Annotated in this window: 19 protein-coding genes; 12 read left to right on the forward strand and 7 right to left on the reverse strand. The window is 63.1% G+C overall.

Features of this window, described 5'->3' with window-relative positions:
* Positions 1 to 71: 71 nt before the first annotated feature.
* Genes ACQY5A_RS08345 through ACQY5A_RS08360 form a run of 4 tightly spaced genes read left to right on the forward strand, consistent with a single transcriptional unit; the run spans position 72 to position 4073 of the window.
* Entirely contained in the window at positions 72 to 1211 is a 1140-nt protein-coding gene (locus tag ACQY5A_RS08345) for an acyl-CoA dehydrogenase family protein (RefSeq protein ID WP_428339894.1), read from the forward strand.
* Positions 1208 to 2281, forward strand: coding sequence for an acyl-CoA dehydrogenase family protein (locus tag ACQY5A_RS08350; protein ID WP_428339895.1), 1074 nt, complete (start codon positions 1208 to 1210; stop codon positions 2279 to 2281). Before ACQY5A_RS08345 ends, ACQY5A_RS08350 begins: the two co-directional genes overlap by 4 nt.
* Positions 2281 to 3105 (forward strand): enoyl-CoA hydratase-related protein, encoded by an 825-nt coding sequence (locus ACQY5A_RS08355; protein ID WP_428339896.1) that lies wholly within the window; start codon positions 2281 to 2283, stop codon positions 3103 to 3105. The genes ACQY5A_RS08350 and ACQY5A_RS08355 overlap by 1 nt, the downstream gene beginning before the upstream one ends.
* Positions 3105 to 4073, forward strand: a complete 969-nt coding sequence (locus ACQY5A_RS08360) for a PDR/VanB family oxidoreductase (RefSeq protein ID WP_428339897.1) — start codon at positions 3105 to 3107, stop codon at positions 4071 to 4073. Before ACQY5A_RS08355 ends, ACQY5A_RS08360 begins: the two co-directional genes overlap by 1 nt.
* A 12-nt stretch (positions 4074 to 4085) precedes the next feature.
* On the opposite strand, the gene ACQY5A_RS08365 is transcribed toward ACQY5A_RS08360, so the two are convergent.
* Together ACQY5A_RS08365 and ACQY5A_RS08370 are read right to left on the reverse strand one after the other, a co-directional pair.
* Positions 4086 to 4304 carry a ferredoxin gene (locus ACQY5A_RS08365; protein ID WP_428339898.1) on the reverse strand — a complete coding sequence of 73 codons (219 nt, stop codon included), beginning with the start codon at positions 4302 to 4304 and terminating at the stop codon, positions 4086 to 4088.
* Positions 4301 to 5542 carry a cytochrome P450 gene (locus ACQY5A_RS08370; protein ID WP_428339899.1) on the reverse strand — a complete coding sequence of 414 codons (1242 nt, stop codon included), beginning with the start codon at positions 5540 to 5542 and terminating at the stop codon, positions 4301 to 4303. Before ACQY5A_RS08370 ends, ACQY5A_RS08365 begins: the two co-directional genes overlap by 4 nt.
* 395 nt (positions 5543 to 5937) lie before the next feature.
* On the opposite strand from ACQY5A_RS08370, the gene ACQY5A_RS08375 reads away from it, so the two are divergent.
* The 7 genes from ACQY5A_RS08375 to ACQY5A_RS08405 all read left to right on the forward strand — a co-directional run bounded on the left by ACQY5A_RS08375 (position 5938) and on the right by ACQY5A_RS08405 (position 14421).
* Entirely contained in the window at positions 5938 to 6537 is a 600-nt protein-coding gene (locus ACQY5A_RS08375) for a VOC family protein (protein ID WP_428339900.1), read from the forward strand.
* A 4-nt stretch (positions 6538 to 6541) separates the two neighbouring features.
* Complete coding sequence (locus ACQY5A_RS08380) at positions 6542 to 7378, forward strand: fumarylacetoacetate hydrolase family protein (RefSeq protein WP_428339901.1); 837 nt, start codon at positions 6542 to 6544, stop codon at positions 7376 to 7378.
* Positions 7379 to 7398: 20 nt separating this feature from the next.
* Positions 7399 to 9177: an FAD-dependent monooxygenase gene (locus ACQY5A_RS08385; protein ID WP_428339902.1), complete on the forward strand. Its 1779-nt coding sequence runs from the start codon at positions 7399 to 7401 to the stop codon at positions 9175 to 9177.
* A gap of 36 nt (positions 9178 to 9213) precedes the next feature.
* Positions 9214 to 10830 carry an AMP-binding protein gene (locus tag ACQY5A_RS08390; RefSeq protein ID WP_428339903.1) on the forward strand — a complete coding sequence of 539 codons (1617 nt, stop codon included), beginning with the start codon at positions 9214 to 9216 and terminating at the stop codon, positions 10828 to 10830.
* Positions 10831 to 10974: 144 nt separating this feature from the next.
* Complete coding sequence (locus ACQY5A_RS08395; protein ID WP_428339904.1) at positions 10975 to 12525, forward strand: class I adenylate-forming enzyme family protein; 1551 nt, start codon at positions 10975 to 10977, stop codon at positions 12523 to 12525.
* 98 nt (positions 12526 to 12623) lie between these two features.
* Positions 12624 to 13532: an SDR family NAD(P)-dependent oxidoreductase gene (locus ACQY5A_RS08400; RefSeq protein WP_428339905.1), complete on the forward strand. Its 909-nt coding sequence runs from the start codon at positions 12624 to 12626 to the stop codon at positions 13530 to 13532.
* Positions 13533 to 13548: 16 nt separating this feature from the next.
* Positions 13549 to 14421 (forward strand): FAS1-like dehydratase domain-containing protein, encoded by an 873-nt coding sequence (locus tag ACQY5A_RS08405; protein ID WP_428339906.1) that lies wholly within the window; start codon positions 13549 to 13551, stop codon positions 14419 to 14421.
* 66 nt (positions 14422 to 14487) lie between these two features.
* Here ACQY5A_RS08405 and ACQY5A_RS08410 read toward each other — a convergent pair whose 3' ends face one another.
* From ACQY5A_RS08410 to ACQY5A_RS08430, 5 genes are all read right to left on the reverse strand, one after another.
* Complete coding sequence (locus tag ACQY5A_RS08410) at positions 14488 to 15894, reverse strand: wax ester/triacylglycerol synthase domain-containing protein (RefSeq protein ID WP_428339907.1); 1407 nt, start codon at positions 15892 to 15894, stop codon at positions 14488 to 14490.
* Between the two features lie 6 nt (positions 15895 to 15900).
* On the reverse strand, positions 15901 to 16854 hold the full coding sequence (locus ACQY5A_RS08415; protein WP_428339908.1) for an alpha/beta fold hydrolase: 954 nt from the start codon (positions 16852 to 16854) through the stop codon (positions 15901 to 15903).
* A complete protein-coding gene (locus ACQY5A_RS08420; RefSeq protein WP_428339909.1) occupies positions 16851 to 18719 on the reverse strand; it encodes a 1-acyl-sn-glycerol-3-phosphate acyltransferase in 1869 nt (622 codons plus the stop codon). Before ACQY5A_RS08420 ends, ACQY5A_RS08415 begins: the two co-directional genes overlap by 4 nt.
* 1 nt (position 18720) lies before the next feature.
* Positions 18721 to 20133, reverse strand: a complete 1413-nt coding sequence (locus tag ACQY5A_RS08425) for an HAD-IB family hydrolase (RefSeq protein WP_428339910.1) — start codon at positions 20131 to 20133, stop codon at positions 18721 to 18723.
* Between the two features lie 196 nt (positions 20134 to 20329).
* Entirely contained in the window at positions 20330 to 20707 is a 378-nt protein-coding gene (locus tag ACQY5A_RS08430; RefSeq protein WP_428339911.1) for a nuclear transport factor 2 family protein, read from the reverse strand.
* Positions 20708 to 21421: 714 nt separating this feature from the next.
* On the opposite strand from ACQY5A_RS08430, the gene ACQY5A_RS08435 reads away from it, so the two are divergent.
* Positions 21422 to 21717 (forward strand): wax ester/triacylglycerol synthase domain-containing protein (locus ACQY5A_RS08435; RefSeq protein WP_428339912.1); only part of this gene is annotated, 296 nt, incomplete at its 3' end.

The following is a 21717-nucleotide window of genomic DNA, read 5'->3' on the forward strand; positions in this document are numbered from 1 at the left end:
CGACGAGCGCGCAGAGGCAGTCAACATCAACGTTGACTATGGCCGCTTTCTCGTCCTACGATGACCTTTAGTTGTCCGTATTCCGTAAGGGGGATCACCCGATTAGCAGGCAGAAGGAACTGCGCGCAGAGGTGCGCGAATTCGTCAGTCGCGAGATGGCTGCCCGCGGGCTCGAGCGGCACTGCGATTCTTGGATGACGGGCTTTTGCCCAGAGTTCAGTCGAGCGCTGGGCGTCCGCGGCTGGATCGGGATGACGTTCCCGCGCGAGTTTGGTGGCGCCCAGGTTTCCAGCGAGCAGCGCTACGTGGTCATCGAGGAATTGCTGGCCGCCGGGGCGCCGGTGGCTGCCCACTGGTTTGCCGATCGCCAGGTGGGGCCCGCCCTGGTGCGACATGGAACGCCCGAACAGCAAGCCAAGCATCTGCCGGCCATAGCGCGCGGCGAACGGTACTTCTCCATCGGCATGTCCGAACCCGACAGCGGATCTGATCTCGCCTCGATCCGAACCCGAGCCGAGCAAGTCGACGGCGGTTGGCGACTCAGCGGCGCGAAGGTGTGGACCAGTCTCGCCCATGTCGCTCACTATGCTTTAGTGCTCGCGCGCACGGCGCCCGTCGACCGTGATAACCGGCATGCGGGGCTTTCGCAGTTTCTGATCGACCTGAAGAGTCCAGGGGTCGAGATTCGACCGATCGTCACGCTCGACGGAGGCCACCATTTCAACGAGGTCACCTTCGATGACGTCGTGCTCGCGGAGGACTCGCTGCTCGGCGCCCCCGGACGAGGCTGGGCCCAGGTGATGCAAGAACTGGCCCTGGAGCGCAGTGGCCCGGAGCGGTTTTTGTCGACGATGCCACTGCTCCGTTGCCTGATCGAACGTGCCGGTACCCCCGACTTGGTCGAGCTTGGGGTGTTGCTGGCCCAGTTACGCAGCATCCGCGCCATGTCATTCGAGGTAGCCAAGGCTCTTGGTCGGGGTGAAACTCCCAACGTCGAAAGCGCTGTCGTCAAGGATCTCGGTACTCAGTTCGAAGGCAAGATTATCGGGCTGGTGCGTGCCTCGGCGGGGGTCGCGCCGGACCTGGACTCAGACCACGAGCTTGCCCGACTGCTAGCGGAGGCTGTGTTGCGTAGTCCCGACCGCACGCTGCGCGGCGGTACGAACGAGATTCTGCGAGGCATCGTTGCTCGGGAGCTGGTGACCTCATGACCGGCCAGATCGGTGCGGCCGTGCGTTCCACCCTCGAACACGAGTCGCAGGTGGGTGCGGACTGGACCTGGGACGAGTCGGCTGGACGCGCGGCGACCCAGGCGCTCGCCGACGGAGGCTGGCTTGGTGTGGGCCTCGACGGTGATCTGGGCGGCGAAGGGGGTGACCTCGCCGACGCGATGGCAGTCGTCGATGCGGTGTCCAGCGGCGGCTGGCCGTCACCAGTCGCTGATCTCCTGCTGGTCACCAACAGCGTCAGGAGCAGTGCCGGCATGTCCGCGCACGGTGCTGGCCTGACCGTCGTCGTGCCCGACCTAGGCGTGATTGACGACGACGGTCGCATCGATGTCGACGCGGACTGGGTACCGTGGGCCACCTGGGCCAGCCAGCTGATCGTCATCACTTCGGACCGCGACGGGGACGCCGTCGTTGCCTTGGTGGACGCCGATACCGTACAGCGCACACCTCGGCGCAGCCTCAACGGTGCGCCCTGGGCCAGAGTCACCCTCACCGGAGTTCAACCTACGACGCTGAGCCCCCTGCGTCGTCCGGCCGGAGAGGTCGCCGAGGAGGTACTGATCTATGGCGCTTTGGCCCGTAGCGTGCAGATCTCGTCGACCCTAGGCAGGGTTAAAGAACTGACCGTTGAACACATCTCGACGCGCAAGCAGTTCGGTAGGCCGCTATCCGCGTTTCAGGCTGTTCAGCAAACTGTCGCCGCACTGGCAGGAGCCGTCACGGCCGCGCAGGCCGCCGTCACCGATGCGGTGCGCGGGGTCTCGCACGCAGCGCAGCTGCGCGACGATCCGCGACTGCCAACGGCCAAGATCCAGACCGCGAAGGCGGCCACCGAAGTGGCGGGCTTCGCACATCAGCTGCACGGTGCGCTAGGAACAGCCCGTGAGCATGAGCTGCATCGTCACACCTTAGGTCTGTGGACATGGCGGGAGGAGTTCGGCGCCGAGCACTACTGGGCAGGTCGGCTGGCTACCGATGCGTTGGCCGCGCCCGACCTGTGGGCGTGGCTTGCCCAGGACGCGATGAGCGTCGACGTTTCCGGGGTGCCGTGATGGCCGCGTCGGTCACCGTTGATCGTCATGGCCCGGTGTCGGTCCTCACTTTGGACGATCCCGATCGGCGAAACGTCCTGTCAGCTGCGATGGTGAGCGAGATCACGCTTGCAATGGATGATCTGGAAGCCGATCCGGCGATCCGAGCGTTAGTGGTCACCGGTGCGGGCCAAACCTTCTGCGCCGGAGCCGAACTCGCCACGCTGGAACAGGCCGCCGAAGGCGACTTTGGCCTCATCCGCGGAGTTTACGGCGGCTTTCTGCGCATATTGAACTCTCCGCTAGTCACAATCGGGGCAATCAACGGAGCGGCAGTGGGTGCCGGATTCAACCTGGCTTTGGCCTGTGACGTACGTGTCGCGGCGGAAACGGCCCGGTTCGTGTGCCGGTTCGCTGAACTGCGCATCTTTCCCGGGGGAGGCCACGGTTGGCTGCTGTCGCGGGCGGTCGGCCATCAACAGGCCACCCTGGCGTTGCTGCTCGGCCAGACGTGGGACGCCGACCACGCATACCGGGTCGGACTGGTAGCCGACGTCGTTGAACGCGCGAAGGTGGTTGACACCGCCGTAGGGCTCGCCGGCGGCCTGGGAGACATGGACGCCGAATACGTGCGACGGCTAGTGGGCTGGCTGCGCCGAGCACCGCTGGTAGCCGATCACGACAGCGCGCTGGAGGCCGAAGCGGTCCAGCAGGAATGGTCAACGCGCCGGCCGGAGTTTCTGCGCGGGCTCGCGGACATTAAGGCATCCATCGGACAGCGGAATACGAAGCCGGCGGTCGACGACGTCGGTGCGCCGACGTTCCGGGAAGGTCGGCCGGGTTGATGAACGAACACAGTCATGCGGAACCGGAATTCGACGCTGTGGTCACCGAGCGCCGCGACGAGGCTGAGGACGTCGTCATCCTCCGACTCGCAAGGCCGGACGGTACCGACATGCCGGACTGGCAACCAGGCGCACACATCGATCTGGTGCTCGATTGCGGCATGGTGCGGCAGTATTCGTTGACGTGCAGCGCCAGCTCAGGGTCCTCCAGCTGGGAGATCGCGGTGCTGCGCGAGCACGACGGGCGGGGCGGGTCGCGGTGGATCTTCGACTCACTCGAGGCCGCATCGAAGGTCCGAGTGCGGGGTCCGCGCAATCATTTCGCGCTCGAGCCGGCGCCAAACTACCTCTTCGTTGCCGGCGGTATCGGCATCACTCCGATCCGCGCGATGGTGGCCGCCGCGGAGCAGGCAGGTAGTCCATGGAGGCTGCTCTACGGCGGCCGCCGCGCCTCGTCGATGGCGTTCGTGGATGAACTGGTATCTGAGTACGGCGACAAGGTGCTCGTCTGCCCCGAGGATCAATTTGGCTTGCTCGACCTGGCGGGCTTCGTGACTTCCGCACCTCCGGGGACGAAGATGTACTGCTGCGGGCCGGAGCCGCTCCTGGCGGCCGCCGAACGGCAGTGCGCCGATGAGGCCACGTGTGACTTAAGGGTCGAACGCTTCTCGGCACGCCCGGCAGAGCCGGGCGTCGTGGACCGCGAATGCAAGGTCGAACTAGCTCAAACCGGAGTCACCCTCACGGTCGAGCCCGGCGTCTCCATTCTGGCCGCCGCCGAGGAGGCGGGCGCGTTCGTGACATCGTCGTGTGAGGAAGGCACCTGCGGATCCTGTGAGACCGCGGTGCTCGCGGGCATACCCGAGCACCGCGACTCGGTACTAAATGCCCAGCAGAAGGCCGCCGGAGACACCATGATGATCTGCGTATCGCGTTGTGCGGGCGGCAAACTGGTGCTCGATCTATAAATGTGATGGTCCTTACTCGGTGTGCTCGGCGTCGATGAGTTCGATCGCCGCCATCGGACAGGCGTCGGCGGCCTTGGTCAATTCCGCGCCGGTCCATTGACCGTGCGGGTCGAACACCGATAGGCCGTTGACGTCGAGATGAAAGGCGTTGGGCGCCTTGAGCACACATTGGGACGCGCTCGCGCACAGGTCGGGATCGACAACTGCGCGCATCCGGGTGTGCCCCGTCATCGCTGTCGGAACCGGACGTCGAGGCTTTGCAGGCTGCGGGAAGACAAAGTCTTGTTGTACCGCAGATCAGGGGTCAGCACTTCGATGCCGGAGAACTCCTCACTGAGGTATGCATAAGCCTCCTGTGCTTCCAGTCGGGCCAGCGGCGCCCCCAGGCAGGTATGTATTCCCTGGCCGAAACCGAGGTGCTTGTTGGGCCAGCGCGCCGGCTCGAACTGCTCGGGCCGCTCGAAAAACTTCGGGTCGTGGTTGGCGCCGTGCTGAACCAAAAGCAGCCGGTCGAACTTGTTGATCTGTTTGCCGTGCAATTCGAATCCTTCCCTGGCCCAGCGCGCGAGGCCGCGGATCGGCCCGTCGAACCGCAGTACTTCTTCGACCGCAGTGCGGACCATGCGCGGGTCTTCGGCGATCTGTTGCCAGGTGCCGGGAAACATGTCGAAGGCCACCACACCGTTAGAAAGCAGGTTCATCGTGGTCTCGTGTCCGGCGAACACCATGAGAACGACGTTGGCGATGATCTCGTCTTCGGTGAACCGTTCGCCGTCGATGTCGGCGTGCACCATGCCGGAGATTAAGTCGTCGCATGGCTCGCTTGCGCGGGCACGCACGATCGGCCGGATCAGGTCGACCAGGCCCTCCATCGCCTGCGCGCCGGTTTCGAATCGGTTCGAGTTCTGGCCTTCAAAGAAAATCACCGCGCCCAAATCTTCAGACCATTCGCGTAATTGGTGGCGGCCCTCCGCAGGCACCCCGAGGTACTCGGCGATCACGACAACGGGCAATGTGAAGGCGAATTCGCCCAGGAAGTTCACCGTTTCGCGGTCCCGCAGCGGTTCGGCCAGTTCGCGCACCAGCTCCCTGATGCGCGGTCGCAGCACCTCGACGCTCTTGGGGGTGAACGCGGTGTTGACCAGGGACCGCAAATGGGTGTGGTAGGGGCGGTCCTTGGTGAACATCCACTTGTTCATGAAGTCGATGAGCTGCTGGTAGCGATCGGCCGACCCGGTGAGATCCTTCGCGAACGGGCCTTCGAACCGGTCTGAGGACAACCGATCGTGATCACGAAAGCCGGCGGCGACATCCTCGTATCCAGTAAGGATCCATCCGTTCCAGCGAGCGTTCCAATAGACGGGATCGGTGTCACGCAGGCGCTTGTAGAAGGTGCGCGGCTCGTTGATGGCCTCGAAGCTCAGGAGGTCGTCGAGGTCGGGGGACACGGTTTGAGACGACTCGGGCACATGTGCTCCTTGGTCGGGGTGGCAAGCGCGTTCTTCGTGCGCGACCGGTGGACCCGCAGGCGATACCGCGTGGCATCTCCATCTTCGAGCGAATGGTCCTCCCGTGTCAACAGTTGCGTTGACGATCCGCGGTCTCCTGAGCTGGTGACGACGCCGCTTGCCACATTCCGGCAGCCGGCGATACAGCCCGCTGATCGGCCCAACATTAATCAACAACCGCGTTGACAGATTTGGAGTTGTCGGCAAGTATGAGGCCTTGAACGTGATCGATCACACATCAGCGCCTCGTTGTGAGTGAGCGGGCCAGTCGGCCGGCCCATTTCCGGGCGGCGTTCGGGTGCGACGGTGTCGCGTTGTCGATTCGGGCGTGACCGAAGGCGAAAGGAGCATAAGGAATGGCGTCGAATTTGGAGTTGGCGCACGTGGTGTTTCAGACCAGCAGGATCAAAGAGATGCGGGACTTCTACGGGCAAGTTCTAGGCGCTCACGTGGTGTTCGAGACCGATGAGTCGTGTTTGATCACCTTCGACGAGGAGCATCACCGGGTGGCATTCACCCAGCCGCCGTTTCCACTGGACAACAAGTCGCCGACGGCCGCGGGGCTGCATCACTCGGCCTATACCGTTGCCTCGATCGACGCGTTGTTGGAGCGCTATTCGGAACTGGCCGCGGGCGGGGTGCAGCCGGCGGTTTGCGCCCAGCACGGTGTGACTACGTCCATGTATTACCTGGATCCCGATGGCAATTTCGTTGAGTTCCAAGTGGATAACTTCCCGACGCCGGAGGCGTCAGTCGACTATATGGAGGGTCCTGAGTACTCCGCTGATGCTGCGGGTCCGACCTTCGATCCTGAGCGGATGATCCAAGCGCGACACGAGGGCGTGGACGTCGGGGTGGTGTCGACGCGGACGTGGGCATTGGCGGGTACGCCGCCAATGGGGGTCATGGAGGCATTTGGGGCGGCGTTGGCGAATTACGCCTCAGCCAGGTCGTGAGCGCATGCGACTGTTGAATTATCAAGGACGCGCTGCAGTCCTGGTCGGCCCGGGTGAGGGTGTCGATGTTGAGGCGGCGTTCGGCGCCGACCTCGGGTCGATTTATGACCGCTGGTCGGAGTTTCGTTCCTGGCTGCCGGACATAAACAACCACCCGAGGTTTTCGATCGAGGACGACGACATTGGACCCCCCGTGCCGGCACCTCGGCAGGTTTTTGCGGTTGGCTTGAACTATCGGGACCACGCCGAGGAAGGTGGTCTTGGGGTCCCCGATGAGCCGATGATCTTCACCAAGTTCCCGGCCAGTGTCACGGGGCCGTTCGCTGATATTGAATTGCCCTCTGATGCAGTCGATTTCGAGTCTGAGCTAGTCGTCGTAATAGGTTGCCGCGCCTATCGGGTGCCGGAAGCTTTGGCTTGGGATTACGTGGCGGGCCTAACTGGAGGGCAGGATCTGTCCGAGCGGCGTCTGCAAACTTCGGGCGCTCCTCCGCAGCAGTTTTCGCTGGCGAAGTCGTTTTCCGGATTTGCGCCGATCGGTCCGTATCTGGTCACCCCCGATGAACTCGACGACCCTAACGACATTGGGTTGGGGTGTCGGCTCAATGGCCGGCCGATGCAGGCTGACCGCACCAGGAACATGATCTTCTCGGTCGCGCAATTGGTTGCATACCTGTCGGCGGTGCTGCCGCTGTTGCCGGGGGATCTGATCTTCACCGGTACACCGTCGGGCATCGGGTGGACACGTGACCCCCAGGTGACGTTGAGTGCCGGTGATCAATTGGTCACCGAATTCGACGGGATCGGGTCGATGCGCAACCACTTCATAGCAAAGACCTAATACAGAGGAGTAACTCGGTCATGCGAGAAATCAATGTCCCGGTGTTCGTCGTCGGCGGCGGCGGCTGTGGGCTGTCGTTGTCCATATTCTTGTCCAACCTCGGTGTCGAACATCTGGTGTGTGAGCGTCGGGAGGGGACCTCGCGCAAACCCAAGGCCCACTATCTCAATCAGCGCACGATGGAGATCTTCCGTCAGCACGGCATCGCCGATTCGTTGCGAGCTGCCAGCGCCCCCATCGACAAGATGGGTCGGGTGCAGTGGATGACGTCGTTGGGGGGCGATGGCCCGCTGGATCGTCGGGTGTTTCACACGATGGAGGCCTTTGGTGGGGGGTCGTTGAGGACCCGTTACGAGGAGGACTCGCCGGTGTTGTCCGGCAATTTGCCGCAGATCCGACTGGAGCCGTTGTTGCGGCGCTGCGCGGCGGATCGAGCACCGTCGAGTGTGCTGTTCAACCACTTGGTAACCAAGGTCAGCCAGGACGCTGATGGGATCACCGCGCTAGTGGAGAACAACGACAACGGGGAGGTGTTTCGGGTCAACGCCCAGTACCTGGTGGGTGCGGATGCGGGCCGGTTGGTCGGTCCGACGTTCGGGATCGACGCGCAGGGCCCGACCGGCCTGCTGGAGATGGTGGGTGTGCACTTCAGCGCCGACCTGTCGCAGTGGTGGAACGACGACATCTTGTTGACGTTCTTCACCAACCCCGAGGGGGTTGGAGACTTACTAGGCAGTGGTGCGATGGCGGTGCTAGGCCCGACCTGGGGCAAGCATTCCGAAGAGTGGGTTATCCAGTTCGCGTTCGGTGCCAACGATCCGGCCCGCAAGAACGACAGGGCCATGGTGCCGCGGGTCCGGGAACTGCTGAAGCTCCCGGATCTAGAGTTGGAGGTGCACGGAATCAACCACTGGGTGCTCGAGGGAATCCTGGCCGACAAGTATCAAGTCGGGCGGGCGTTCATCGCTGGTGACGCCGCGCACCGTCATCCCCCGACCACCGGTCTGGGCTTGAACACCGCCTTCGGTGATGCGCACAACCTGGCGTGGAAACTGGCGTTGGTGCTCAACCAGGGCGTCTCGCCAGCACTGCTGGACACCTACGGGCCCGAGCGCCGAGAGACCGGGCGAGACAATGTGGACTGGGCGATGTTCACCTTCATGAACCATGGGGTGCTCGACGCCGGACTGGGTTTAACTCCGGGGGCGCCGTTGGAGCAATCCAAAGCGGCGTTCGATACGTTATTCTCCGACAGTCCCATGGGTGAGTGGGTACGCGCGCGCGCCGAACAGGTGTTCCGCACTCACCACGTCGAGACGCAGGCCCACGACCGCGAGATCGGCTATTCCTACCGCACCGGCGCTTTGGTCCCCGATGGCACGGAGCCTCCGCCGCGCGACCCGGTGGGCCTGGTCTACACGCCCACCACCCGCCCCGGTCACCGACTGCCGCACGCCTGGATCGAGTCCGCGGAGCGGGGCCGGATTTCCACCCATGACCTGGCCCCGGTCCAACCGTCGTTCGTCCTGATCACCGGTGACGACGGCGGCCCCTGGCGTGAGGTGGCCGAACGGGTGGGCAAGGGCCTGGGCGTGACCGTCATACCCGTGTCCATCGGCGAGCGCGGCGACCACACCGACCCCAGTGGCAAATGGCAGGCCGTCCGGGAGATCGGCGACGGCGGGGCGATTCTGGTACGGCCCGACAACCACATCGGCTGGCGCGCCATGTCCACCGTCGCCGACCCCGGCGTCGAACTCACCACCGCGCTCGCCCACGTACTCGGCGCCCACACCTAACGCAGAAACACCACCAAAAGAGATACGGCGGGCATCGTGGAAACCCATGACCTAACGGCGGCCATTCACCAGTATGAAAGTGTCGGCGCGTTGTTGGCGGCGCGAGCGGCTGAGCATCCCGACCGCACCTGCCTCAAATGGGAGAGCCAGTCGATCAGCTACCAACAGATGTTCGACGACGCCTGCCGGGTCGCGCACTCATTGGCTGAAATAGGTATCGCCAAAGGGGACCGCGTGGCGGTCATGATGGCGACCTCGCCGGACTGGCTCAGGGTGTGGTTCGGCACCGTTCTGCTCGGCGGAGTGTTGGTTCCGATCAATTCCGCGCATATAGGCGACGGACTGCTTTACCAGCTGAACGATTCCGAGGCCGCAGCGGTGATTATTGACGCTGAGTTCGTGGAGCGTGTCGAGGCGGTCGCAGAGAAGCTGTCGATCAAGCGCGTATTCGTCAGGGGGCCGGTGCCCGACACGTCGACGCTGCCGCAGGTGGAATCCCTGGATACGCTGATGAGTGGAACGACGGCGAGTGTGCCGGCGGTGTTGGTACGGATCGAGGATCCGGCGACTATCCTCTACACCTCGGGTACGACTGGGCCGCCGAAAGGTTGCGTCTTGCCCCACGGCCAGTACGTGGCGGCTGCGTTCCTTCATGCCGACCACTGTGGGTATGACGCAGACACTGTCATCTACACCTGCCTGCCCCTCTTTCACATCAATGCGCAGATTTACTCGGTTCTTTCCGCACTATCTGCAAGCGCCACACTGGCGATGGATCAGCGATTTAGTGCGAGCCGGTTCTGGGACAGGCTGCGTGCCGTGGGTGCGACGGCCTTCAACTTCGTCGGGTCGATGGCGATGTCGTTGTGGAATCAGCCTCCGAGCCCGGAGGATAGTGACCATAACGCCGCGGTCGCTTTCGGGGTCCCCATCCCACTGGACATTTGGGGTGAGTGGGAAGAGCGATTCGGATGCAAAGTCGTCTACGCCTACGGTATGACCGAGAACGCCTTACCGGCAATTTTTCACCACAACGAGACTCCGGTGTTGCCACACTTGCGGGGCGCCGCGGGCAAGGCAAGTCTGACCACCGAGGTCGCGATCGTCGACGACCGGGATAACCCCGTCGCGGCCGGGGTTACCGGGGAAATCGTGACTCGACCGCGAATCCCGTGGACGATGATGACCGAGTACTGGCGCAAGCCACAAGCCAACATCGAGGCGTTCCGGGGCTGCTGGTTTCACACTGGCGACTTGGGCTACGTGGACTCCGACGGATACCTGTTCTACGTCGATCGGAAGAAGGACGCCGTACGACGAAAAGGGGAAATGGTGTCTTCGTGGGAGGTCGAGACGGCGGTGGGACGGTTCGCCGCCGTCGAGGAGTGTGCGATGGTGGCAGTGCCCTCGGAGATGGGTGAAGACGAGATCATGGTGGTGGTGGTGCCCCGCGACGGCGCCCTCCTCGATCCGGCAGAGCTGATCGAGTTTTGCCGCGACCGGATTCCGAAATTTCAGTTACCCCGCTACATAAGGATCGTCGCCGATCTGCCCATGACCGCGACAGCGAGGGTCGCGAAGTATCAACTCCGCAAGGAGGGAGTGACCGCTGATACCTGGGACGCAGCGGCCGCCCCCACGATCGGCATATGAGTCAGGACAACCCTCGTCGCGCCGGCAGCTGGGTTCTCGGTCAACAATGGTGTTGACGTAACCTTTGTCGGCGTCTTATTGTTCGATCAATCCGCTTGATCACGCACTCAACGACGGTCCAATCCAACCAATCGGGAGACTCGGATGACAACTGTGGCGGCCGCATTGGCCCGAGGTGCATCCGAGCGCTGGGGCGACCGTGAATGCACGAGTCTGGATGACGACCGACTGACCTTTAGGCAGCTCGATGCCTGGGCGGATCAGGTGGCGGGCGACTTTGCTGACGCCGGAGTCGCGCCCGCGGACTGTGTTCTGGTGCTGCTGCCCAACTGCCTTGAGATACTGCCCGCCGTCTGCGCGGCGTGGCGGATCGGCGCGGTGGCGACGCCGGTCGTCGCGATATACCGGCAACACGAACTACGTTCGATCCTGCGGGAGGTGCGGCCGGCCGTCGTCGTGACGGCAGCGGAGTTCGCCGGCCGATCGATGTGCTCCGAACTCGACGACTGCTTCGATGAGATCGGTTTTCAGCCCGTCGTGAAGTACGCGACGGGACTGAACGCAGGCCAGGCTTCTTCGTGGCGCCCATTCCGAGGGCGGAATGAAGCTAGCGGCCCGTCGATATCCATCCCCATGCCAGCCGATCCCGACGCAGAATGCCTGCGGCTCTACACATCTGGGTCTACCTCGGCGCCCAAAGGTGTCAGATTGTCGTCAACGGCGGTCATCGCGGGTGCGCTGCAGTATCAGAGGAGCCTCGATTTCGGGCCGGATGACGTCAGCGCCGTACTGTCGCCCCTCGCGCACGTTGCAGGGTTGCTTGGGGCATGTTTGGTGCCGCTGACATCCGGAATACGCAGTGTCGTTCTCCGGCGCTGGAACCCACGCGCAGCTGTCGACCTCATTGACTGGGAAAAGGCAACCTGGTCATTGGGAGCTGCCACCTTCCTGCACGACATCGTGAAGGAATACGACGAATCGGACCGGCCGCTGCACAAACTCCACTACTTCGTCTGCGGTGGCGCGCGGACCCCACCTGAACTCATCGAACGGGCCGACGAGCATGGGATCAAGGCGTTCCGGGCGTACGGAATGACGGAATGTGCCGGCAATGCGACATTCGCCGAGCCCACCTCACCTCTGAGTCGGAGGGCGCACTGGGATGGACAGGTCAATCCCGGCGTCGACATCCGGATCGTCGATCCGTCCGGCGCCCTCGTCGCGGAGGGCGAAGAAGGCGTGATCGAAATCGGAGGTGCCCAGGTGATGCTGGGATACTGCGACCCAGAGCTGACCGCACAACAGATGCGGGAGGGGTGGTTCGACACCGGCGATGTCGGCAGGCTCTCGCCCGACGGTTGGGTACAGATCACCGGTCGGACCAAGGAGATCATCAATCGGGGCGGAGAGAAATTTTCCGTCAAGGACATTGAGGAGGTCCTCACACGTCATCCAGACGTGGAGGCCGCTGCCGTGATCGGCGTTCACGACGATCGACTTGGCGAAGCCGTCTGCGCCTACGTCGTGCCGAGTAACGGTTCATCGTCGTTCGACCCGAAAGCGCTGGCCGACTACATGATCGAAGCGCACATGACAAAAGCCAAGATTCCGACCGAATGGCATCAACTCGAGTCGCTGCCGATATCGGCGACCGGAAAGGTGCAAAAGCATCTCCTGCGCCAAGATCGATCTTAGGTCCGTAGACATCGTGTATCGACTCAGCCTGGCACAACAGGAGGCAGTCGAGCAACTTCATCCGTGGCAAATAAAATCCGAAAAGAAGGAAGGTGCCGATGAGCGACCTGCGTGGAAAGGTAGTCGTAATTACCGGTTCGGGCCGAGGCATTGGAAGAGAGCATGCGTTGGCATTCGCCGACCTCGGCGCACACGTGATCGTGAACGACTTGGATTCCGACGTCGTCGATTCGGTAGTCGGGGAGATCTCGTCCGCCGGCGGATCAGCCGAGGCGAATAGCGACGACATATCGAGTTGGGATGGGGGGCAACGGATCGTCGAACAGGCGATTGCCAATCACGGCAAGCTCGACATCCTCGTGTGCAATGCCGGCATCGTCCGTGATCGCATGGTGTGGAATATGACCGAGGCCGAGTGGGACAACGTGGTGTTGTCACACTTGAAGGGCCACTTCGTCCCCATCCGAACCGCGTGTGCGCACTGGCGGGAGACCGCGAAAAAGACCGGCGTGCCCGCCAACGGGCGAATTATCACGACCTCATCCGAGGCCGGACTCTACGGCCACGATGGCCAAGTCAACTACGCCGCAGCCAAAGCCGGTATCGTCGGACTGACCTTCGGCGTAGCTAGAGAAATGCAGCGGTACGGTGTGACAGCCAACGCCATTTGCCCGCGCGGCCGCAGCCGGATGACCGATGGCGCATTCGGTGCGGTAGAACTCAAGAGCGGAGATTTCGACCTCTGGGACCCGGCAAACGTGGCCCCGTGGCTGACCTACCTGGCCAGCGACGCCGCGGCGAACATCACCGGGCAAGTGTTCGTCGTACACGGCGGCACGGTCTCATGGCTCAAAGGCTGGACCGAGTCTGCAAACATCGAGCAGGATCACCGTTGGACCCTCGAGGAACTCGAGGAAGCGGCAGCCCAACTGATTCCGGAACTTTCGGTGGCCCCCGAGCCCTTCCCGGTCTTCATTCCTACCGCCGATGCGACGCCAACCAAGTGAAACCCGCTGCGGCTACATGACTTCCACTGACTCACCACCGATCAGCACCGTACTTACGCCGCTGACCCTTACCGACCTCGTCAGGTACGCCGGCGCCTCGGGCGATTTCAATCCGATTCATCATGACATCGAGTTCGCCCGGGCCAACGGCCATCCGGGGGTGTTCGCGATGGGGATGCTCGGCGCTGGAATGTTGGGGGACGCGGTGCTTTCGCATTGCGGTGCATCCGCTGTCGCTGACTGGAAGGTCAAGTTTCACGCGCCGATCTGGGTCGGGGATGAATTGACCTGCAGATTGACCGCGCAAGAGTCTGTCGGAAAAGAGGAGAGATACCACCTCGAAGTACTCGTCGCCGACCAGGTTCGGATATCCGGCAGTGTGCGCGCAGCCCAGGGCAAGCCTGAATTTGATGAGGTTGGCAGGTCAAGCGACATCATCTCCGAGATCGCCGAACGTGAGTTGACTGACGTCGAATTCCTCGTTGAACGCGGAAAGGTGTCCGAATTGGCGCGTGCCCTTCGAAGCTCGAACCCGCTCCACTTCGACAGCGACGTCGCGCAGAACGCCGGCTTTCCCGACTGCATCGCACCACTCACCATCGGTGTAGTAAGTGCCCATTGGGATACCGGAGATGCCACGGCGCTGCCCGCTGCGTTGGGCCTCGACGTCAGCAGGGTCGTCCACGGAACCCAGTCGTGGTCCTACCGCCGAATTCCACACGTTGGTGATGTACTTCATGGCCGGCGCAGGGTCGTGTCCGCTCGCCACAAGCCGACGCGATCGTCTTCGCAACCAATGACCGTCGTTGAAATCGAGACGGAATACCGAGATATTGCTGGCATGCCGGTGGTGCGTGAAGTCATGGGCATCATCGAGCTACCCGCATAACGGTGCTTGTGCGGTGCCCGGTGCACAAGGTCATCAATGTCGATTGTCTGAGCGCGGCGAGACGGACTAGCTCCCCAAGCTGAGCACCTCGTCGAAGCCCGCGCGCAGGTTTTTCGAAAATCCGTCGACGTCGACGATGGCGTCGGGGTCGAAGTTGATTCCGATGCAGCATGTCGCATCATAGGACAGCATCGTCACCATCGCGGTGACCCCTGGGCGCGGCCCGATGATGTAGAGCCGCTCCACTTTTGAGCCGGCCAGATAGAACGTTCTACCAATCGCCCCCATGTTTGAAGCTTGTAGGTCCAAGACACCGCTCATGCCGCTGGCGATCTGGGTGAGCAGTACGCCAGGAAGGCGACTGAGAACGGGAGCGACGAGATCGGGGAGCCCTATCGCCGGTTCCGAACGCGCATCGGAGATCAGCTCGTGGATCTCAGCGATACGGATTCGAGGGTCGCTCTCGCCGACGGGCGCCGCAAATCTCGCGCCGGCGAAGCGATTTCCGCCTAACGGGTCGTCGTCGGTTCGTAAACTGACAGGTATTCCTATTGGCAGGTAGTCGACGTCGACGCCGTTCGCCTCGTGATACATCCGTACCGCGCCAAGAAGCGCGGCGAGGAACGCGTCGTTGACCGAACCTTCCGCGGCCTTCGCGGCGTCCTTCAGAGCAGCCAGCGGCACGTCTAGTGTGATGAAGTGGTAGCGGCTGCCACCCTCCCCGAATGCAGGTGAGCGCTTCGCCTGCGGTGGCTTCAAGACTCGGCGCAATGACTTGCCAAAACGGATGGCGTCAGTGGTGATACGGACCGGGTCTCCGGTGAAGCGGCCCAGCGTGTGCACCGCCTCACGACCGAGTTCGACGGGCGCCGCAGTCGCGCGAGTAACGAGCCGATTGGCGAGAAGGCCCCATGGCGACTCGGCCCGACGAACGGTTGACGTCGCGTTGATCGCGGGCTCACTGGGCTCGCGGCTGTGCCCGTGAGTCATGTCGAGCAACTGGAGCATGCCGAGTCCGTCGGAGAGGCTGTGGTGAAGCTTGAACAAGTAGGCTGCGCGGCCGTCGGGTAGTCCGCCGACAAGCATGGATTCCCAAGGAGGCCGATCGAGATCCAGCGGCGCGGCAGCCATTTCCGCTGCGATCGCATACATATCGACGAGGGAGCCTCCCCGCGGCAGTTGCACGTATTTCAGGTGATGGCCCATGTCAAAGTGGGGATCGGGCGACCACGCTGGCGCGACCAACGGCAGCGGAGGTTCTATCACTCGGTCGCGTAGTCGGGTAATGCGCTTGGTGAGTCGTTCATGAGCCGCGACCAGACGATCCCAATCCGGTTCTTGGTCGAGTAACTCGACCACCACACCGGACGACCGGGTTCGATGGTCTCCTTCGGCCCGCCACATAAGTGCCTCCCAGGCACTGAGGTCTGCCGGGCCACCCCAACTCGCCAGAAGGTCCTCGCGGTCATCCATGTCTTCTCACCCAACTGTCTCGTTCGGCGACGTCGTGGCGTCGACGGCTCGGGTCACTTCGAGGATCAGCCGCGCGACCCCAGCCGGATCGTCAGACATCGGGACGTGGCCGGCATCGTCGATTCGCACCAGTTCTGCGCCCGGAAGTCGCTCGACCATAGAGGCCCCGAAGTGCTGGTAGGGCAACACCCGGTCGCGCTGCGGCCATATAAGGCGGATCGGGTAGTCCCGATCGGCCGGCAGCGGTGCGACCTGCTCCTCGTGCGGCAGCACCTTGAGGAGTTCGACCACCCCCGGCATGCTGGCCGCGCCCCGGATGCTGACCGCAACCGCTTCTGGAGACACCCGGCTGGGGTGGGCAACCTGGGTGTACAACATGGGCCACCGCAGCAGCGGTCGTGACGCGATGACATCGGCGAACGCGGTGAGCCGTGCCATCCGTTGAATCGACAACCGGATGATCGACGACGTGAGCTCGAGTCGCCACTGAGACCGCGTCGTGCCGCCCGGACTGATCAGCACCAGTGAGCGTGCTCGGCCGCGACGGGCGAGCTCGATCGCTACCCAGCCGCCAAGCGAGTTGCCCACGACGTGCACTCGGTCGAGGCCCGCACGATCGAGTTCTGCTTCGACGCCGTCGACGAGCGCCGCGAGCGAGGGTTTGGTCGAACTGTCGAATGGCCGCGCGCCAGGGTGTCCGAGCAACGTCGGCGCCAACACGTCATGATGGCACTCGAGGTGCGGCAGCACCGGCGACCAAACGCGCCAACTCGCGGTGACACCGTGCACCAGCAGGAGCGCGCTGCCCGAGCCACCCCGATGGACAGGGGTGTGCTCCAACCGCGGGCCCGCGGGGCGAGGCGTCCGCAAGTGAAGCCAGACCATCGTGCCCGCCGCTAAACCCATAATCCCCACGAAGTCGCGCAGTAGCGAGTGCGGGAGACGCGTGGCGTATTTCATTCGTTCACACCTTTCGGATCAATCGAAATTGGCGAGGTTCCTCGGTTCGCGAGGATGCCGATGGCTTGCTCAAGCCCGGCCAGCTGGTCGACGAGGTCGCGGCGGAGCTCGGCAAGCTTGCTGGGAGAAGCCGTCGGGTCGAGCAGGCCGCGATGGCGAGCCATCTTCAAACCGGTGCTGAACATCTCCCCTGAGACCGATTCTTCGCTCGCGATGATGCGTTGCAGCGACCATTGCTTGGCCAGTCGCAGACACCCATCGAGAACTCGCCGCTCGTCGAATTCGTCGTCTGGATCTAGGTCGAGCAGTTCTGCGGCGACTACCCGGTAGGCGTCGATATACGGGCGCAACACCAGGTGAGCGACTAGCAAGGCGCTATTGGACAGCCACTGCGCGGCTTTCGCCGGATCGACATCGACGTGGCGATCATGGTCAGCGCCGACGCCGGCCATGATCGCGACCTCATTCCAAAGTTCGTCGGCGAACTCGTCACGGCCGGCGAAGAAAAAGTCGAACTTCAGCAATTCACGCAGTTCCAGCGCCTTTTCCCAGGCGGCACGGGTATCGCCGTCTGGTAGCCGCACCAACGACAACAGGGCGAGCTCGGCGATGGCGCGGACTAATAGCACGTGCACCGCGCTATTTCGGTAAACCGCCGCGACGAGGTGCTGATCCCGACCGACACCCCAGATGGTCTCGGGACCACCGGCATATTTCGTCAGCACACCGGAGTCGACGAGGTCCGCCAGGGTGCGGGCCACTGTGGCGCGGTCGGTCAGGTTGGCTCCTCCTGCGACGGGCCATCCCCGGATGGCCAAATAGTGCGCCAGGGGCGCCACGGTAGCGCACACCTCGTTGAGAGTGAGGGCACGGTTTTCGCCGAGCATGGCCACGCAGACGGCCGCTGTTGCAGTCACCGGCGTGGTCCGATTGATGCGGTGACAGATGTCCAGTGCCATGCGTTCGACGACCTCCTTGTCGTCCAGCCCCTCTTCGCGTAGCGCAGTGAGGCGGTCGTAGACCGGAATAGGCGCGCCGAAATCCAAGTAGATCCGTCCCAGTTGGGCTTCGAGTCGGCGAGCGTAGTTCACGAGCCAGCGCATGTCCTCCGGCTGTTTACCGAGGCCGCGGGACTCTGCGGTCATCAGTTCCAACTCGTGCAGGGGCAACTGGTCATACATGATCGAGACGGGCACTATCAGCGCGTCCTCGGCCGCAACCGATTCGATCGCATCGGTCACGTACCGCAGCAGCCCATAGCGGGGCGGTCGGAGCTTGCCGGTTCGGGTCCGGCCCCCCTCGATGGACCACACCAGATTCCTGCCGGTGGTCACCATCCCCCCGACCAGGGAACGCAACGCCAACCGGTAGACGGGCAAGTCGCTGGATGCCCGCCGGACGTGCATAGTTCCGTTCCGCCGGGCCAGCGTGCCCAATGGGAAAAAGTTCAGGTTGGCGCCGGCCAGCCCGAAGGGAGGGGAAATCCCCGCCTGGACCAGCGTCTGCGGCAAGGTGAAGCCGTCCAGATAGGACCGGTGCGAGAGGAGAAAGATCAATGTGTGTTTGCGGTCCAACCTGCGCAGGGTGGCCAGTTCCTCGTCGTTGGTGATCAACTTGTAACCGCGTGTCAACCACGCCGAAAGTCGCTCCCACGCCCCCAGCACCGCTGGATTGTGGGTGGCCGCTATCTCACGGATGTAGCCACACGCCTCGGCATAAACGTCGACGGCGTCGCGCCCCAGCTGCGTGGCCAGTTGCGTTGTCGCACGCCCGAATTCCTCGGACCCGATCAGTGCAGCGATCTCGGGCGAATCGGCTGGCCGCAGCCGCCCGATGTTCAGTCCGCGAGTGATGGAGCCCAGCACTTCAGGTACCCCTCGACGTGGCGGCAGCAATCGCCAGCGACCATTGCCGGCCCGCTTCAACGCCCGGCCAGTCGTCGAGCGTGTCAATATAAAGTTGTCGCATCCGGGGCAGCCAGGTGTTGATATCGTCCTTGGACCAGCCGGCTGTCGGGAGCGGCTGGTGGACCGCCACCTCAATGGTTCCCGCCTGAGCGATCATCGAGTTGCGCCACATGATTTCTCCCGCGTTGCGGATGACGATGGGCACGATCGGCACTTGGGCGTCCCGCGCGAGGTGAAACCCACCCTTTTTGAATGGCCCGATGGTCGGGGTGAGCGAGCGGGTTCCCTCCGGCGCTATCGCTATGGACACGCCGTCGCGCAACTTGTCGAGCGCCGGCTGCAGAGCCGAGATCGCCGCAGACGTGTCGGACCGATTGACGAACGCAACACCGGCGAGGTCGAACATCCGGCCGACCACCGGCACCTTCCTGATTTCGGCCTTGGCGACCACTGTGAACCCCCGCCGCACGACCCGCGAGGCGACAAGCATGTCGATCAGGCTGCTCTGGTGGTTGACGAAGAACACCGCCGGACGATGCGACTGCGCATGCTCGCCGCCGGTTACATCGAATTTGATGGCACCCAAGGGGCCCGCCGCCCGACCGAACAGCGTCGTGGCGAGATCCACGCCGCGACGGTGGTCGCGAGTCGCGACGCCGACGACGGCACCGACGCCGGCGGCCGCCAGCAGACTGCCGAACATCGCGGCTGTGCGCAGGGCGGGGGCTGGGCCACGCCCTGCAGGCTGGGTCGCGATCTCCAACGACGACCACCCACTGCGGTCCGCATGCGCACGCAGTGCAGCTTCGGGGTTGACCGGGTGCGGCGAACCGACCGCATCCAGCAGCGCGACATCCTCGTCACCGTTAGCGTAGGCATGGCACTGCCGTAGGTCGATATTGTTGCGGTTGGCGAATTGAGACACGGCGGCCAGTTTTCCGTCGCCCCACAGCGGCCGGCCCGCCACCTGACCCGTCACTACGCCGCCTTCGGTTGCCATTGCGGTGTAGAGCACATGGTCGACTCCCAGTTCACGAGCGAAGGGTTCTGCCTCCATCCGCGTCCCCGACGTCACGAGCACGACCACGTGTCCCTGGTTCTGATGCGCGCGGACCAGCCGCCAGCACCCGTAGATCAGCCCGGCGGCCGCGCCGTCGACGAAGAGCTGCTCGGCTTCCTCGCGCAGTTCGTCCTCAGTTCGCCCAATCCATGGTCGAATTGCTAGCTCGAACCGCTCGGCGAAGGACCGCTCGTCCACCGCGTGACCGGACTCGCCAGGCACTGTGGGGCGGGTTTCGATCAGCGTGCCCTCGAAGTCGAAGATGGCCGCGACGCGCAGGCCGGGATGGTCAGCGCGAATGCAAGCAACCACGGAATCGACGCTGAGCGTGCGCGTCTCGTCTGCATTACAACCGACTTCTGCCAGTGCCGCTTCCCTACGACGAGTCATGCTCGAACCCGTGTAGTCGACGCGTCAGTGCTGTCGATCGCGCAACCGCCCTCGCGATATTCTGGCGTGGGAGCGCACCGTCCTTGTGCGGTTGTCGGCAAAAAGTCCATCAGCCCACTCACTGCCCTACGGCAGTGATCGGCGACGGGTCCATGAAGATCAAATAGTGCGTCAGCTTGTCGGCATCCAATTTCATTTCGGTCACAGCAGGCAAAGTGAAGCTCTGCCCTCCCCGCATCCGATAGGTGACGTTCAGTCGGATGGCGATACCGTCGTCAGACTCCCAAGTCTCGACGGCCTCGTGCACCGTGGTCTCGACTGAGGCCAGGTAGCGGCCAATCCATGTGGTGATTGCTTCGCGGCCGATGACTGGATCACCACTTCCCATTCGGAAAACAGTTGTGTCACTGAAGAAACCGAGGAATGCCTCGATGTCGTTGTCGGTGGCATCGAGAATCTGGCGCGCAGTTACCAGATGGTCCGTGTCAGTGGTCATAACGTCCTCCGGAGCGATGTCGGTCGGTCCGGCTGGGGACGCGACGCGACGCGACGACTGTGTCCTGGGTAACAGTAAGGACGCATGAGGCAACTGTCAACGCAGTCGTTGACGGGCAAAAGAGCCTCCATGCCCCATTCGACCCGATGGATGGGGGGAGCATCAGTCAGGCCCTGGAGCTCGCTATGTGTCGTCGGACGCCCGCCCGTGCGAGCAGCCCCACATCCAGGTAACTCGCGAGACCAACTGAATCTGCTCATCACGCAGCGCCAGTCTTAACCCAGGTGGACGCAACATCGCGGGCTCGCCGACACCAGGCGGCCGTTGACCGGGCGTTGCGGAAGATGCATCAACGTAATTGTTGACGAAAGTGAGATGACGGTTTTATTCTGCGAGGCGAATCACACCCGCAGGCGATTATGGCGGTCGTCATGGTTGGCGAGGAGGCGGCCTTATGGCGGCTGGATAACGCGGGCCTTATCGGAACGATACGGAAACGGTGAAAAAGCCGCGCTGGCGAGCACATCGCGACTCCACCGCTCTCAAGTGAGTTTGCGCCTCAATACCCAAGTCGCAGTAGCGACTTGGGTGATCAACAGCCCGGCTGTCGAGAGGTCGAGGTGATGCTCCAGCTTGCCGCCGCTTACGCGTCAGCTCCTGCGCCTCTTTTCCGCCTCGAGAAACCCTGCGGCAACGGTAAAGATTAGGAATCAAATGGAGCAATTGTCAGGCACCGACTCGATGTTCACTTGGGCGGAACGTCCACCGGAACTGCCCATGCATATGGGGATGGTGATCGTCTACGACGCTGCCAGCGCGCCAGGAGGTAAGCACCACGCTCAGGACCTGCGAGATCACCTCGAATCGCGTGTTCGGACATTACCGGTACTCAACGAACGTCTTGTCCGAGTTCCCTTCGACCTCGATCACGCGTACCGCACACCTGCTGCCCGATTCGACTTCAACGAACACATCACTGTCGAAGCCCTTCCGTCACCGGGCGGCATGCG

The organism is Mycobacterium sp. (assembly GCF_965277065.1).
In the GTDB taxonomy this organism is placed as follows: domain Bacteria; phylum Actinomycetota; class Actinomycetes; order Mycobacteriales; family Mycobacteriaceae; genus Mycobacterium.

Excerpts from the sequence above, each read along its gene's own strand:
- ACQY5A_RS08380 (WP_428339901.1), top strand. The coding sequence starts at position 6,542 with ATGCGACTGTTGAATTATCAAGGACGCGCTGCAGTCCTGGTCGGCCCG.
- ACQY5A_RS08350 (WP_428339895.1), top strand. The coding sequence starts at position 1,208 with ATGACCGGCCAGATCGGTGCGGCCGTGCGTTCCACCCTCGAACACGAG.
- ACQY5A_RS08375 (WP_428339900.1), top strand. The coding sequence starts at position 5,938 with ATGGCGTCGAATTTGGAGTTGGCGCACGTGGTGTTTCAGACCAGCAGG.
- ACQY5A_RS08430 (WP_428339911.1), bottom strand. The coding sequence starts at position 20,707 with ATGACCACTGACACGGACCATCTGGTAACTGCGCGCCAGATTCTCGAT.
- ACQY5A_RS08400 (WP_428339905.1), top strand. The coding sequence starts at position 12,624 with ATGAGCGACCTGCGTGGAAAGGTAGTCGTAATTACCGGTTCGGGCCGA.
- ACQY5A_RS08360 (WP_428339897.1), top strand. The coding sequence starts at position 3,105 with ATGAACGAACACAGTCATGCGGAACCGGAATTCGACGCTGTGGTCACC.
- ACQY5A_RS08365 (WP_428339898.1), bottom strand. The coding sequence starts at position 4,304 with ATGACGGGGCACACCCGGATGCGCGCAGTTGTCGATCCCGACCTGTGC.
- ACQY5A_RS08405 (WP_428339906.1), top strand. The coding sequence starts at position 13,549 with ATGACTTCCACTGACTCACCACCGATCAGCACCGTACTTACGCCGCTG.
- ACQY5A_RS08385 (WP_428339902.1), top strand. The coding sequence starts at position 7,399 with ATGCGAGAAATCAATGTCCCGGTGTTCGTCGTCGGCGGCGGCGGCTGT.
- ACQY5A_RS08395 (WP_428339904.1), top strand. The coding sequence starts at position 10,975 with ATGACAACTGTGGCGGCCGCATTGGCCCGAGGTGCATCCGAGCGCTGG.
- ACQY5A_RS08410 (WP_428339907.1), bottom strand. The coding sequence starts at position 15,894 with ATGGATGACCGCGAGGACCTTCTGGCGAGTTGGGGTGGCCCGGCAGAC.
- ACQY5A_RS08355 (WP_428339896.1), top strand. The coding sequence starts at position 2,281 with ATGGCCGCGTCGGTCACCGTTGATCGTCATGGCCCGGTGTCGGTCCTC.
- ACQY5A_RS08415 (WP_428339908.1), bottom strand. The coding sequence starts at position 16,854 with ATGAAATACGCCACGCGTCTCCCGCACTCGCTACTGCGCGACTTCGTG.